This window comes from Streptomyces sp. NPDC101191, from assembly GCF_044767915.1.
Taxonomy (GTDB): domain Bacteria; phylum Actinomycetota; class Actinomycetes; order Streptomycetales; family Streptomycetaceae; genus Streptomyces.
This window is the reverse complement of the sequence record NZ_JBIWOU010000007.1, coordinates 45259-59270: the sequence shown is the minus strand read 5'-3', so window position 1 is coordinate 59270 and position 14012 is coordinate 45259. Positions and strand designations below refer to the sequence as shown.

Genomic DNA, 14012 nt, shown 5'->3' with positions numbered 1-14012 from the left:
GCTCTCACACCGGCGGGCCGCGGAGTGTGGCGTACGCCACTCGGCCCGGACCGGGGGCCGGGCGGAATTCCCCGCGCACGGCCGTTTGCGGAATTCTCCGGGCGCTCAAACACACTTCCGGAAACGCCCCTCCGACAATAGGGCTGGAGGTCATCGGATTTTCCGTCGGGTGACGGGAACAAACGCGCGGCTGAGAGCAACTCCACATCACATCGTCATCACGAAGGCACCGGAACGACCAAGGTCGCTACTCACTCCCTGTAACGTCGATTGGGTGCGTACCGACATCTTTGCCCGGCTGGACCGGGAGCCGGAACCGCCGAAGATAGAGGTCCCGCGGATGACCCGCACGCGTCTCGCCCTCTTCGGCGGGACGTCGGCGTTCTATCTGGCCATCGTCGTCGCCGTGCTGCTGTCGACCTGGCTGGTGACCCTCGACTGGAAGATCATGCTCTTCCGGCCCTATCAGCAGTGGCCGGAGCTGCACGCCTTCCTCGACTACTACGTCGTCCTCGGCCAGCGCGGCCCCACGGCCGTGATGGTGGCGGCCTGGCTGGGCTGGCGCTCCTGGCGCCAGCACACCCTCCGCCCGCTGCTCTCCCTCGGCGCCGCGCTCCTGTTGCTCAATGCGACGGTCGGCGCGGTCAAGCTCGGACTCGGCCGGCTCGGCCCCCACTACGCGACGCAGGTCGGCTCGGCCGAGCTCTTCGCGGGCGGCGATATATTCCCGTCCGGGCACACCGCGAACGCGGTCGTGACCTGGGGCATCCTGGCCTATCTGGCGACCACGCCGAGGGCCCGCCGCTACCTGTCGGCACTGTCGGCCGTGGTCGCGCTCGGCGTCGGCCTCACCACCGTCTACCTCGGCACGCACTGGCTCAGCGACGTGCTGCTCGGCTGGGCCGCCGGCCTGGTCATCCTGCTCGCGCTGCCCTGGTGCGAGCCGGTGATCGCGGTGGTGGAGGCCTGGATCCTGGGCCTGCGCGACCGGCTGCGCGAGCAGCTGCGGTCCCGCCGCCGCCTGGTGCCGTCGCTGCCCGTGGCGACCGGCGGTCCGCTGCCGGGGCTGTTCCCGCAGCGCCCGGCAGGCGCCGAGGAAGCGGTCCGGGAGACCGTGGGCGCCGGCTCCGGCCGGTCCCCGGCCGGTCGCGGACCGGGTCTGCCGACCCCGCCGCTGGCCGCCCCCCGCGCCCACGCCGACCGTCACGCGGTGCGTTCGGAGCGCGGTCCGGTCGGTCCGGCCGGCAGCCGGCGTCCGCCGCACTCGCGGCCCGCGACCGGCGGCTGAGCCGCCGGTACAGGCGTACGAGAGGGCCCCGGCCGTTCCCACGGCCGGGGCCCTCTCGCGTGTGCGGCGGCCCGGTGCTCAGCCGAGCCAGGCACGGGTGACGACGCCGCGCTCGACCTCGAAGTTGATGCGCCCCTCCAGGTACTCCATGGTGATGATCGAACCCGGCGGCAGGGACCGGACGACGCTCCAGCCCCGGTTCCGGGCGAGCCGCTCGGCCTCCTCCTCGGCGAGTCCCACATAGGTTTCGGGTGCGTGTTCGGGTGTCATACAGCTCACGTTAGTCCCCCGCCGGTCACGCTTGTGTCACAGGTTCTCGACATATGTTTGACGCACCGTCGGTAGTCGGTGGTGGCGGTTTCCAGCCGTTTCCCAGGGAATTCCCGGTCACCCGTACGAGGCGATCGCACTCCACCGCCGCGGCCCCGGGGAATTCCGCGGGCCCCCGTTCCGGGTCGGAATTCCGGGCGCCGCCCGGTCCGTCCGGCATTCACGATTTCCCCGCAACCCGCACACGACGTCCGCCGACCGGACGACCTGTCGGGGCGGCCTCCCCCGTCGTCCGTACGGCGGGGGACATCATCCGGGGATGGGTACCGAGACCGAGACCGCGGCCGTCGAATCGCCGCGGCAGCGGCATGGACGGGTCCTGATCGACTGGATCACCACGACCGACCACAAGAAGATCGGTCACCTGTACCTGGTGACCTCGTTCCTCTTCTTCCTGTTCGCAGGGGCGCTCGCGATGGTGATGCGGGCCGAGCTGGCCAGACCGGGCCTGCAACTGGTGACGAACCTGGAGTTCAACCAGGCCTTCACCATCCACGGCACGATCATGCTGCTGCTGTTCGCGACCCCGACCTTCGCGGGCTTCGCCAACGAGCTGGTGCCGCTCCAGATCGGCGCGCCCGACGTCGCCTTCCCGCGGCTCAACATGTTCTCGTACTGGCTGTTCCTCCTCGGCGGCCTGATGGTGGTGGGCTCCTTCCTGACACCGACCGGCCCGGCCTCCTTCGGATGGACCGCCTACGCCCCGCTGAACAGCGCGCTGCGGTCGCCCGGCGTCGGCGTCGACCTGTGGATCATGGGGCTGGCGTTCTCCGGCTTCGGCACGATCCTCACCTCGGTGAACTTCCTGGCGACGATCATCGGGATGCGGGCGCCGGGCATGACGATGTTCCGCATGCCGATCTTCACCTGGAACGTCCTCTTCACCACGATCCTGGTGCTCATGGCCTTCCCGGTGCTCGCGGCGGCCCTGCTGGTCCTGGAGTCGGACCGGCGGCTCGGCTCGGTGGCCTTCCAGCCGCAGTACGGCGGCGCGCTGCTGTGGCAGCACCTGTTCTGGTTCTTCGGGCACCCCGAGGTCTACATCATCGCCCTGCCGTTCTTCGGCATCATCAGCGAGATCATCCCGGTCTTCTCCCGCAAGCCGATCTTCGGCTACGTGACCCTGATCGCCGCCACCATGACCATCACCGGCCTCTCGGTCGTGGTGTGGGCGCACCACATGTTCGCGACCGGTGCGGTGCTGCTGCCCTTCTTCTCGATGCTGTCGTTCCTCATCGCGGTGCCGACCGGGGTGAAGTTCTTCAACTGGACCGGGACCATGCTGCGCGGCTCGCTGTCCTTCGAGACGCCGATGCTCTGGGCGGTCGGCTTCCTGGTGTCGTTCCTGTTCGGCGGGCTCACCGGGGTGATCCTGGCCTCGCCGCCGATGGACTTCCAGGTCACCGACTCCTACTTCGTGGTCGCCCACTTCCACTACACGGTCTTCGGCACCGTCGTGTTCGCGACCTTCGCCGGCCTCACCTTCTGGTGGCCGAAGTTCACCGGACGGATGCTCGACGAGCGCCTCGGGAAGATGCACTTCTGGACCCTCTTCGTCGGCTTCCACACCACCTTCCTGGTGCAGCACTGGCTCGGCGCCGAGGGCATGCCCCGGCGGTACGCCGACTATCTGGAGGCCGACGGCTTCACCACCCTCAACACCATCTCGACGATCGGCGCCTTCCTGCTCGGCGCGTCCACCCTGCCCTTCCTCTACAACGTCTGGAAGACCTGGCGGTACGGGGAGAAGGTCGAGGTCGACGACCCGTGGGGGTTCGGCCGCTCGCTGGAATGGGCGACCTCCTGCCCTCCGCCGAGGCACAACTTCGACGCGATCCCCCGGATCCGGTCCGAGGCGCCGGCCTTCGACCTGCACCACCCCGAGTTCGTCACGTACGAACGGCTGCGGCTCACGAGCCCGTCGCCGGAGAGCCGCCCGAGCGGTCGAGGGCCCGGGACAACAGGTCCCTGAGCGCCCGCACCCGCTCGACCAGCTCCGGCGGGTCGAGCACCTCGAACTCGAAGCCGATCATCGACACGTGGACCACCATCAGGTCGAGACCGTGGGCCCCGGTCCGCAGCAGGCAGGCATGCTCCCCCTCGGGCGTCAGGACCCCGTCGGCTGCGCCCACGGCGGCCGCGGCCTCCTCCAGCGGCACATGCAGGCGGATCGTCGCCTCGGTCGGATACGCGCCGGTGGAGACGCCCTTCGCCACGTAGGCGGCGAGGTCCTCGGCCGGCGGCTCGCGGGGCGGGAAGCGCGGGCCGTGCGGCGGTGTCGGCACGATCCGGTCGGCCCGGAAGGTACGCCAGTCGGCCCGGTCCAGGTCCCAGGCCACCAGGTACCAGCGCCGTTCGCTGCACACCAGCCGGTGCGGCTCGACGGTCCTCCGGGTGGTGGCGCCGCCGTGGTCGCGGTACGCGAAACGCAGCCGCTCGGCGTCCCGGCAGGCGTTCGCGAGATCGGTCAGCACGGCCGGGTCGATCCGGTCGCGCGGGGTGCGCAGCATCGGCACGGTGAAGGCGTTGAGGGCGCTCACCCGGCGCCGCAGCCGCCCGGGCAACACCTGCTCCAGCTTCGCGAGGGCGCGTACGGAGCTCTCGCCGATGCCCTCGACGCCCTGGCCGGCGGCCGACCGGAGCCCGACGGCGACCGCGACCGCCTCCTCGTCGTCGAGGAGCAGCGGCGGCAGTTCGGCCCCCGCCCCGAGCTGGTAGCCGCCGCCGGTGCCGGGCGTGGCGTTGACGGGGTAGCCGAGCTCGCGGAGCCGGTCGACGTCCCGGCGCACGGTCCGCGGGGTGACCCCGAGCCGGTCGGCGAGGTCGGCGCCCGACCACTCGCGGTGGGCCTGGAGCAGCGAGAGCAGACGCAGGAGTCGCGCGGAGGTCTCCAACATGCGCCCGAGTCTGCCAGCCCTCGCGGACAGGTACGGTCCGCGATCGATGGGCCCGCGCCCGGGGGCCGAGGCGCGGCGGGCCCCGAGCGGCCGTCGCCCGGCGCCCCCGGCCCCTGCTCCCGGAGCCCCTCGCCCTGCCCCGGCTCCCGGAGCCCGGCGCCCTCGGCCTCTGCTCCCGGAGCCCGGCGCCCTCGGCCTCTGCTCCCGGAGCCCGGCGCCCTGCCCCGGCTCCCGGCCGCGCCGCCCCGGCGCCGGGACTCAGCGGAAGCGGCGCACGAGCCGCCCCGCCCTCGCCTTCGCGGCGTAGCCGGCGTCGAGGAGCGTCCCGAACGCGTGGTGGACGGCGGCGCGGGCCGGGGCGTGGCGGCGCGGGCGGTTGGCGCCGGCGGCGGCGAGCTCCGCCCAGATGGCCTCGTGGCGGGCGGCGATCCGCACCGGGTCGAAGCGCTCGGAGGCGACGAGGGCCGCCTTGGCCGCACGGGCCCGGGCCTCGTCGTCGTTGATGAGCGTGAGCAGCGCGGCGGCGACGGCCGCCGTGTCGTCGACCGGGACGAGCCGGCCGTCCACGCCGTCCTCGATGATCTCGGCGGGTCCGTGCGGGCAGTCGGTGGAGACCACGGGCAGGCCGCAGCGCATCGCCTCGACGATGGTCATGCCGAAGGACTCGCGCCGGGAGGTGACCGCCGCCAGCGAGCCCTTGGCCCACTCCGGCTCCATCGGGTGGGCGGTGCCCATGAGGAAGACGTGCTCGCCGAGCGAGCGCCGTTCGATCTGCCGGGCCAGCGTCTTCTTCAGGTTGTCGGCCGCGTCGCCCGTGCCGTAGATCCGCAGCTTCCAGTCGGGGCGGGCGGCGGCCACGTCCGCGAAGGCGTCGATCAGCAGGTCGTAGCGCTTCACCGGGGTGAGCCGGCCGGCCGCCACGACGATCTTCGCGGTGGGGTCGGCGGGCGGCACGCCCGGCGCGGGCACGCTGTTGGGCACGGCGTCGATCCGTACGCCGGGCAGGGCGAGCGCCTTGTAGGAGCGGGCGTCGGCCTCGGTGACGGTGGTGACGGCGTCCAGGAGGGCGTACTCGTGCGCGATGTCGCGGCGCAGCCGGTAGCTGTGCCCGTCGAGGATCAGGTGCTCCTGGCCCACGAGGACCGGTCCGCGCGGGGCCTGCCGGGCGAGCTGCACGTTGAGCCCGGGGCGGGTGGCGATCACCACGTCCGCCTCGACGGCGGCCAGATGGGCGCCGATCCGGGCGTCGGTGAGCGCGCTGTACTGCTTCCAGCGCCCGTCGCCGCGCGGGAAGACCCGGGCCGGGCGGTGGAAGTCGGGGTGCTCGCCGTCGTAGTCCGGGCTGTTCTTCCGTATGTCGACGAGGTGGCGCAGCGTCACGCCGTCGGGCACGCCGAGGATCGGCTCGTCGCGGTGACGGAACACCGAGACGATCTCCACCTGGTGACGGGCCGCCAGCTCGGCGGCGAGGGTGAAGGTCGTCCGGATGGTCCCGCCGATGTGGTAGCCGTTGTGGAGCAGGAATGAGATGCGCATCGTGCCGCCGGTTCCCCCCGGTCGGGTGCGTGGTCGGGGCGACTGTACTGCCCCGGCGCCGAGTCGTTCACGGCCGGTATCCCAGCTGGGGGACGGTGGCACAGTTCGTGTTCATGTCGCCCTGGGCCACCCAGCCCCGGCCGTCCTTCCAACGGGCCACGGACAGACAGGTGTGACGGACCTTCGGCGGCTCGGCGAGGTGCTCGAAGCGGACCGGCAGCAACAGCCCGCGTGCGGTGTACGGCTCCGCCCGGTTGACGAAGTCCTCGACGCAGGCCCGGGTCGGTCCGCCGGGCCGGCCGGCACAGGACTTCGCCGCGTCCGTGAACCACATCGCCGCCGCCCAGCCCTCCAACTGCCACTGGGAGAGCGCCCGGTTCCCCATCGCGGCCCGGAACTCGCGCACCGCGGGGAAGTCCCGGTCGTCGTAGTCGCGACTGGACCCGGTGACGTAGAGCGCGGCCCGGCAGCCGGGGGCCTTCGCGTAGTCCCGGGCGACGGACGCGGACCAGTTCTGCACGTTGGTCACCTTGGCGGCGACGCGCACGCCCGAGGCCTCCATCGCCTCGCACAGCTGGGCGTTGCCGTGGGTGTCCATCGCGTCGAACACGACGTCGACGTGCTGCGCCCGCAGATCGGCGGCCACCGCCCGGAAGTTGGGCAGCACGAAGTCGACCTGCTCCTCGACGACCCGGTAGCCCTCGGCCCGCAGGCCCGCGGAGACCAGCCGGGCGTACCCGGCGGAGGCGGCCTGGTTGTACGAGACGACGGCCGCGGTCCGCGCTCCCAGATGGGTCCTGAACCAGCGGTACACCTCCGTGCCCCCGTAGAGGACCCCGTTCCAGCCCGGCGCCCGGCCGGTGCGCGGGGCGGAGCTGCCGTAGATCCCGTACAGGTGCGGATACGTGTCGTAGGCCGGGGTGAGCGGCTGGCCGCCGATGTCGGGCACGCCGGCCTTCGCGACGAGCGGGGCGCCCGCGTAGTCCAGCGCGGTGGTGGCGACCAGCGCGAAGACCTTCCGTTCGTCGACCAGTTTGTGCACACACGCGTTGTTGCCTACGCCGCTGCCGCCGTCGTCGCAGGTGACGACCTCGATCCGGCGCCCGTCGAGGCCGCCGTGGGCGTTGAGGGCGTCGAAGTAGGCGCGGGCGCCGTCGCGCGGCCCGGTGAACGTGTCGCCGCCGACCGGGCTCGTGGCGCTGGTGATGATGCCGATCCGGAGCGGCTCACCGCCGGAGGGGTGGGCGGTGGGCCGCGTCTCGAAGGCGCGCTCCGGAAGGCGGCTGCCGCAGCCCGCGACCAGGCCGGCGAGCAGCAGCGCCGCCAGGCACTCAACAGCCCGGAACCGTCGCACCGCTCAGCTGGACCAGGCCGCAGAGGGTCGTCACGGACACCTTCCAGGTGCCGTCCTGGAGCACGGAGGTCCCCTTGGCGCCCGGCAGGGCCGGGTTGCCGCCGACCAGCAGGTCGTAGGTGACGTTCGCGTTCGTGGGGGAGGTGAACGCGATGCCCTTCACCTGGGCCGAGGTAAGGGCGGCGTTCTTGTCGCCGGCGAAGGCCGCGAGTACGGACGCCAGTTGGTCGCCGTTCTCCAGGAGCTTCACCCGCTCGGCGGCCGGGGTCTTCGGGTCGAAGAAGGCCTTCCAGTTCCTGGCGATCTGCGCCTTGGCGGCCGCCGGGTCCGCGGGCTGGTCCGTCGGGGCGGGCGGGGCGGACGAGCTGGTCCGGCCGGAGGAGTCGCCCCCGTCGTCCGAGCAGCTCGCCACGGCGGGTGTCAGCACCAGCACCGCGGCGGCCGCCAGCGTGGCGGCTCGTCTCTTGAGAACCATCTGGCTCACCACCGGATGTCCGTGCAGGCCGGGCGGCCTGATGATTCCAGGGTGTGCCGCTTCGGGGCATAGTGCAAGGAAGGGGACGAAAGGCGGGTGAGGCCCCGTGCCGTCGACATCGCGGATTCTCCTGTGGGCCGGACTCGCGGCGGCCGCAGGTGGGGCGGTGCTGTGCGTGGCGGGCTGGTACGGGATCTCCGGCGAGCGCTTCGCCGAACGCCAGCTCCCGTACCTGGCGTCCTGCACCCTGCCGGGGGCGGCGCTCATCGTGGCGGGGGCGGTCCTCTGCATGGGCGGGGTGCTGACCGGCGCGCCGGGGGCCGGAGCCCCCGCCCCGGCCCCCGGACCGGCCGGACCCGACCCGGCCGGCCCCGCCCCGCCGCGGCCCCCCTCCTCGGACGAACCGCCCCTGCGGGTGCCCGGCGGGACCCTGGCGCACCGCCCGGACTGCCCGCTCGTCGCGGGAAGGCCGGAGGCGGTGCCGGTCGGGGACGCCGCACTGGCGCCGTGCCCGGTGTGTGAACCGTGGCCTCGCTGACCTACGACCTCACGCTGGCCGGACTCGCCATCGGCAGCGCGGCGGCGCTCACCGGCATCGGGCTGATCGTCACCTACCGGGCGACCGGCGTCCTCAACCTGGCGCACGGCGCGATCGCCATGATCTGCGCGTACGTGCTGCGCCAGTCGGTCGTCGAGTGGGGCTGGCCGCTGCCGCTCGGAGCGCTGGTCACGCTGCTCGTGGTGGCACCGGCCATCGGCCTGGTCCTGGACCGGGCGGTGTTCCGGCCGCTGGCCCTGGCCGGCGCGGGCCCGGCGCAGACCCTGGTCGCCTCGATCGGCGTCTTCGTCCTGCTCGTCGGCACGGCGGCCCTGATCTGGGGCGGTGACGCCCGCGCGGACGTTCCGGTCCTGCTCGGCGGCGACGATCCGTGGGCCCAGCTCGGGGCCGTGGTGGCGCTGGCCTGCCTGGTGGGGGCGGTGACGCGGTGGACGCGGTTCGGCCGGGAGCTGCGGGCGGTGGTGGACAACCGCCCGCTCGCCGTCCTGTCCGGCATCCCGGCGGACCGGGTGTCGGCGGCGGGCTGGGCGTTCGGCTCCTTCACCGCGGGCCTCACGGGCGTCCTGATCGCGCCGTACGTACGCCTGGACCCGTACGGGATGCCGCTGCTCGTCGTGGAGGTGATCGCGGTCGCGGTGCTGGCCCGGATGCGGAGCCTGCCGGTGGCGATCGGGGCCGCGCTCACGCTGGGCGTGGCCCAGGCGCAGCTGACCCGGCTGCACCCGGAGGGCTGGGCGGGCGACGTGGTCCAGGCGGCCGGGGCGAACCTCTTCGTGCTGGCCCTGCTCGTGGGGGCCCTGGTCCTGCCGGGCCTGGGCACCGACGACACGCTCCCGCCGCCGAGCGCGGCCCCTCGGGTCCCGGCGTCGCTGTGGCTGGTGACGGGCGTCCTGTTCCTGCTGCCGCTGGGCTTCGCGGGCGAGGACCTGACCACGGCCGTGCAGATCCCGGCGCTGGCGGTGATCCTGCTCTCGCTCGTGGTGGTCTCGGGCCGCGGCGGCCAGATCGCGCTGGGCCAGGCGGCGTACGCGGGCCTGGGCGCCCTCTTCACCGCGCTGCTGGCGGCGGCCGGCCTGCCGGAACTGACGGCGCTGTTGCTGGCCGTGGCGTGCGTGGCCCCGCTGGGCCTGCTGACGGGGTGGCCGGCGATCCGCCGGCACGGACTCGCCCTGGCGCTGGCGACGCTGGCGGTGGGGGTGGCGGTGAGCCGCTTCGTCTTCGCGCAGCCGTACGCGACGGCCGGCGTCACGCTGTCCCGCCCGGCCGGCTTCGACCCGGACCGCCGCTACTACGTCCTGGAACTGGTGGTACTGACCGGCTGCCTGCTCCTGGTCGGCGCCCTGCGCCGGGGCCGTACGGGCCGGGCGTTGGCCGCCCTGCGCGACCACGAACGCGGCGCGGAGGCGGCGGGCGTCCGGGTGGCCGGTCTGAAGCTCCTGGTCTTCGTCCTGGGCGCCGCGCTGGCGGCGCTGGGCGGCGGTCTGCTGGGGATGGGCGTGCGGGCCTTCGACCCGGACGCGTTCGACCCGGTCCGCGGTCTCCTCTGGTTCGCCGCGGTCCTGACCCTGGGCGCCGACACCCTGCTCACCCCGGCGGCCGCCGCGGCCCTCCTGGTCGCCCTGGACGCGGGCACCCACGCGGGGGTGGCGGTCGCCCTGATCGGCCTCCTGGCCGCCCTGACGGGCCGCGTCCCGCCGCTCCTCACCGCCCTGCTCGCAAAAACCCGCCCCTCGCCCGCCCCGGGCCCCCACCGCCGACCGTCCCGGGCGAAGCACCCCGGCCCGGCCGAAGGCGGGACGCATCCCGACCCCGGCCCGGCCGAGGGCGGGACGCATCCCAGCAGCCCCGGGGCCGCCGTCATCGCCGCACCCCCCGACGGACCCGAGGACGCCCTCCCACCCGCGAGCGCCGCACGCACGGGCGCCCCAGGACCCACCGAAGGCCGGGCGCGCGCCGACGGGACCCGGGCCACCGGCGGCGCTCGGCCCCTCACGGGAGAGTCGTCTCCCCCGCCCGCCGCCGGCCCGGGTCGTACCGGTGGGCGCGCGGGCCCGGCCGGAGGCCGGGCTCAGCCACGGCGGCCCGCCGCGGCCCCCCGGCCGTCCGGCCTCACCGCCCACCGCCTCACCCTCACCTACCCCGGCGGCCTCACCGCCCTCGACCGTGTCGACCTGGAGCTCCGCGCGGGCGCGGTGACCGCCGTCGTCGGGCCCAACGGCGCCGGGAAGAGCACCCTCTTCGACTGCCTCGCGGGCACCCTGCGCCCCACCACCGGCCGGGTCACCCTCGGCGGCGTCGACATCACGGCCCGCCCCGCCCACACCCGCCACCGCCTCGGGATCGCCCGCACGTTCCAGCAGCTCGCCGTGTTCCCTTCGCTCACCGTCGAGGAGAACGTCCGCGTCGGGGCCAGGGACGCGGCCGTCGAGCCCGTCGAGCAGGCCCTCCGCCTGTTCGGGCTGGCCGGACCCCAGCGCCACCGCGCCGCCGCCGGGCTGCCGACCGGGACGCTGCGCCGGGTGGAACTGGCCCGCGCCCTCGCGAGCGCACCGCACACGCTGCTGCTCGACGAGCCCGCCGCGGGGCTCGACACCGACGAGACCGCCGCCCTCGCCCGTATCCTCGCCGCCCTCGCCGCCGACGGCCTGACCGTGCTCGTCGTCGAGCACGACCCCGACCTCGTCGCCGACATCGCGCACACCGTCCACACCATGGAGGGCGGCCGCATCGTCTCCCGGACCGTGACGGAGGCCGCGCCATGAGCGTCGAGATCGCCCTCCGCCGCGCCCGGGTCCGCTACGGCCCCCTGGAGGCCCTGCACGGCCTCGACCTCGCCCTGCCCGCGGGCACCGTCACCGTGCTCCTCGGCCGCAACGGCTCCGGTCGCACCACCGCCCTGCGCGCCCTCGCCGGGACGGTCCCGCTGTCCGCCGGGAGCGTGGTCTGGCGCGGCACGGACGTCACGCGGCTGCCCGCGCACGAGCGGGCCCGGCGCGGGCTGTGCTTCGTACCGGGCCTGCGGGCCGTGTACGCGACCCTCACCGTCGCCGAGAACCTGGACCTCGCCGCGCCCGGCCGCCGTGACGCGGCGCTCGCGGCGTACCCGGAGCTCGCCCGGCTGCTCGGACACCGCGCCGGCACCCTGTCCGGCGGCGAACGCCGGATGCTGGCGCTGACCCGGGCACTGCTCTCCCCCGCCCGGGTGGTCCTGGTCGACGAGGCGTCCCTCGGCATGTCGCCGGCCGTGGCGTCCCGGACGTACGCGCTCCTGGCCGCCCTGGCCCGCCCGCCGGGCTCGGCGGCGGTCGTCCTCGCCGAACAGCGGGTCCCGACCGGGCTGCCGCCTGGCTCCCTCGCGTACGAACTGAGCCGGGGCGCCCTCGCCACCGCCGGCGAACTCGTCCCCGGAACCCGGCCACGGCCACGGAGCCGGCCGGGCCGGCCCGAACGGCCCTCGGACCCGGCCGCCTAGAGCGGTGAGATCCGCAGCATCGTGCCGATGACCAGCCGGTTCGGGTTCGGGCCGATCAGCGCCTTGTTCGCGGCGTACAGCGCCTGCCAGCCGCCCCGGACGGCGAAGCGCCGGGCGATCGAGCTGAGCGTGTCGCCCGGCTGCACCACGTGCGCGCGCCCGCTGAGGCCGTAGCGCCGGGAGCAGACCGGCCAGGCGCCCCAGCCCTGCACCCGCAGGACGTTCTCGGCGACCGTGATCTGCTGCGCCCGCGTCGCGAGGTCGGCACGGCGTGCGTAGCGGCGGCCGCCGAACTCCTCCCAGGTGGGCTGCCAGAACTGCAGCCCTCCGTAGAAGCCGTTCCCCGTGTTGGCGTGCCAGTTCCCGCTGCTCTCGCATGCGGCGACGCACCCCCACGGCCACTGGTCCTTCACGCACGCCTCGACAGGCGTAGGGGCCGCGGGGGTCGCCGCGGCGCTTCCGGCGAGGCCCTGCGGGAGCAGCGCCGCCACCAGGACGACGGCTCCGGCCGTCCAAGATCGGATCTTCGACATCGGGGCAGGCTAGGCAGCGGCCCCGCGGCCCGGCTCCGAGCCGCGCGGAAACAGCGTTCACATGCCACCCGTCCGGAGTCATGGGCCCGTGACCCAAGTTGTCCGCCCCGACGCGTTACCCGGGCCGAGCCTTCCCCGTTGAACTCGGCATGAGACGACCGGGAACCGCCCGGGGTCGCACGCGAAAAGTCCAGGGAGTCCCCCGTGCCGCGCATGCTCGACGTCAGCGAGGACGTACGCGCCGAGATCGGCGACGAAGAAGCCGACCGGCTGCTGGCCGGCGAGAACGCCCCGGGCAGCTACGACTGCACCTCCTGCCGCACGCCGGGCAACTCCGAGCAGGAGCGGACGAGCACGGTGCTCTTCGTCGGCGAGGAGACCGCGGTTCTCGCCTTCGCCCACGCCACCTGCATCCCGTCCCAGGTCGTCCGGGTCGCCGAGGAGCAGCTGCAGGGCGCCGTCGCCTCGATCACGGCGGCGGACGCGGCCGACTCCCTGTCCGCCGCCCACCCCGAGCAGGCGGTGCTGGGCGTCACGAGCGGTCTGGTCCTGATCGAGGGCGAGCTGCACCCGGCGCTCGTGGTGGAGCCGACCGCGCCGGTCGCCCGTCCCGGCTCGGACGGTCTGACGGACGAGTTCCTGCAGCTCCTGGTCGAGCAGGGCTTCCAGCCCGTCGCCGACGTCAACCAGAAGCCGGCCCCGCTGCCCGGCTGGTCGGTGCTGGTGGCCATGGGCCAGCTGCACTCGGTGCTCCAGCCCGGTACGGGCGGCACGGGCCAGGCGGCCTGGTGGCAGGCGCACCAGCCGCTCCAGGTCACGGAGGGCTGGCGGGCGGCGGCCAACAAGTCGCACACGGTCCTGGTCTTCGCCGCCCCGGTCGGCTCCATCGGCCAGCAGCCGCGCGAGGACCTGCTGCGCGACGCCCTGGAGAAGGCCGCGGCCAACGGGCGACTGGTGGCCGCCGCGATGCCGCTGGCCGGCACGTGACGGACCGCGCGCGGACCGGCTTAGGGCCGGAACGCGTCCCGGGGGCGCCCACCGTGCCGAGGCCCCGGCGCGCTCCTCTTTCCGAGGCGCGCCCGCATCCCGCGGACGGCGGGGTCGTTGGCACCTACGTGCACGCATACGACCCTTTCCGCCAGCCGTATCCGAGTCCCGCCCCGATCCCGGCGATGCGCCCGGCGCAGGACCTGTCGGGGGGACTCTCGGCGACGCCGATCTACGACGCCCTGTACTCCGAGTTCCGGCGGTCCTTCCGCACGCTGCCGGGTGACCGCAGCGGCGAGGAGGAGCTGAGCTTCCGGTCCTTCGGTTCGGCGGTGACGGGCGGGCGCCGGCCGCACTCGGGCACGGGGACCGGGACGGGATCCGGATGGGTGTCGGCGTACGCGCTGCCGCCCGGGTCCGGGAGCGGACTGTAGGAAACGGCAGCGGCCGGGGGGCGGGGGGGCCCAACCCCCGCCCCCCGCCCCCGCCGGGTGTCCGCGGGCCGTTAATATTTGCGCCCCCCGTATCAGGCCCACCCACCGAGCGAGGGGTCGGGGTGGCCGCCAAGCCGAACAACCCCC

The 14012-nt window shown here is 74.3% G+C and carries 13 protein-coding genes; 7 read left to right on the top strand and 6 right to left on the bottom strand.

The window, feature by feature from the left end; translation table 11 throughout:
* The first annotated feature begins 274 nt into the window (after nt 1-274).
* Nucleotides 275-1288 (top strand): phosphatase PAP2 family protein, encoded by a 1014-nt coding sequence (locus ACIRQF_RS26455; protein WP_376637130.1) that lies wholly within the window; start codon nt 275-277, stop codon nt 1286-1288.
* A 78-nt stretch (nt 1289-1366) separates the two neighbouring features.
* Here ACIRQF_RS26455 and ACIRQF_RS26450 read toward each other — a convergent pair whose 3' ends face one another.
* Nucleotides 1367-1558 carry an I78 family peptidase inhibitor gene (locus ACIRQF_RS26450; RefSeq protein WP_376637129.1) on the bottom strand — a complete coding sequence of 64 codons (192 nt, stop codon included), beginning with the start codon at nt 1556-1558 and terminating at the stop codon, nt 1367-1369.
* 319 nt (nt 1559-1877) lie between these two features.
* Between ACIRQF_RS26450 and ctaD the strand changes: the two genes are divergently transcribed.
* Entirely contained in the window at nt 1878-3590 is a 1713-nt protein-coding gene (gene ctaD, locus ACIRQF_RS26445) for a cytochrome c oxidase subunit I (protein ID WP_376637128.1), read from the top strand.
* On the opposite strand, the gene ACIRQF_RS26440 is transcribed toward ctaD, so the two are convergent.
* The 4 genes from ACIRQF_RS26440 to ACIRQF_RS26425 form a co-directional block, all read right to left on the bottom strand.
* Nucleotides 3529-4515, bottom strand: coding sequence for a helix-turn-helix transcriptional regulator (locus tag ACIRQF_RS26440; protein ID WP_376637127.1), 987 nt, complete (start codon nt 4513-4515; stop codon nt 3529-3531). The two genes, ctaD and ACIRQF_RS26440, sit on opposite strands and share 62 nt — an antisense overlap.
* Before the next feature lie 258 nt (nt 4516-4773).
* On the bottom strand, nt 4774-6051 hold the full coding sequence (locus ACIRQF_RS26435; RefSeq protein WP_404095570.1) for a glycosyltransferase: 1278 nt from the start codon (nt 6049-6051) through the stop codon (nt 4774-4776).
* Nucleotides 6052-6118: 67 nt separating this feature from the next.
* Entirely contained in the window at nt 6119-7405 is a 1287-nt protein-coding gene (locus ACIRQF_RS26430) for an ABC transporter substrate-binding protein (RefSeq protein WP_376637125.1), read from the bottom strand.
* Nucleotides 7383-7880, bottom strand: coding sequence for a hypothetical protein (locus ACIRQF_RS26425; protein ID WP_404095567.1), 498 nt, complete (start codon nt 7878-7880; stop codon nt 7383-7385). The genes ACIRQF_RS26430 and ACIRQF_RS26425 overlap by 23 nt, the downstream gene beginning before the upstream one ends.
* A gap of 106 nt (nt 7881-7986) precedes the next feature.
* On the opposite strand from ACIRQF_RS26425, the gene ACIRQF_RS26420 reads away from it, so the two are divergent.
* From ACIRQF_RS26420 to ACIRQF_RS26410, 3 genes are read left to right on the top strand one after another with little or no spacing between them, the layout of a single operon-like run.
* A complete protein-coding gene (locus tag ACIRQF_RS26420; RefSeq protein WP_404095565.1) occupies nt 7987-8418 on the top strand; it encodes a hypothetical protein in 432 nt (143 codons plus the stop codon).
* Complete coding sequence (locus tag ACIRQF_RS26415; RefSeq protein WP_404095562.1) at nt 8406-11201, top strand: ATP-binding cassette domain-containing protein; 2796 nt, start codon at nt 8406-8408, stop codon at nt 11199-11201. Before ACIRQF_RS26420 ends, ACIRQF_RS26415 begins: the two co-directional genes overlap by 13 nt.
* Nucleotides 11198-11911, top strand: a complete 714-nt coding sequence (locus tag ACIRQF_RS26410) for an ATP-binding cassette domain-containing protein (protein ID WP_404095559.1) — start codon at nt 11198-11200, stop codon at nt 11909-11911. The genes ACIRQF_RS26415 and ACIRQF_RS26410 overlap by 4 nt, the downstream gene beginning before the upstream one ends.
* Here the strand turns inward: ACIRQF_RS26410 and ACIRQF_RS26405 are convergent.
* Entirely contained in the window at nt 11908-12444 is a 537-nt protein-coding gene (locus ACIRQF_RS26405) for a transglycosylase family protein (RefSeq protein WP_382483149.1), read from the bottom strand. The genes ACIRQF_RS26410 and ACIRQF_RS26405 overlap by 4 nt on opposite strands.
* Nucleotides 12445-12648: 204 nt before the next feature.
* On the opposite strand from ACIRQF_RS26405, the gene ACIRQF_RS26400 reads away from it, so the two are divergent.
* The gene (locus ACIRQF_RS26400) at nt 12649-13431 is read left to right on the top strand and encodes a hypothetical protein (RefSeq protein ID WP_376637120.1); all 783 of its coding nucleotides are present in this window, start codon (nt 12649-12651) and stop codon (nt 13429-13431) included.
* 185 nt (nt 13432-13616) lie between these two features.
* Nucleotides 13617-13865: a hypothetical protein gene (locus ACIRQF_RS26395; RefSeq protein ID WP_376637119.1), complete on the top strand. Its 249-nt coding sequence runs from the start codon at nt 13617-13619 to the stop codon at nt 13863-13865.
* The last annotated feature ends 147 nt before the right edge of the window (nt 13866-14012 follow it).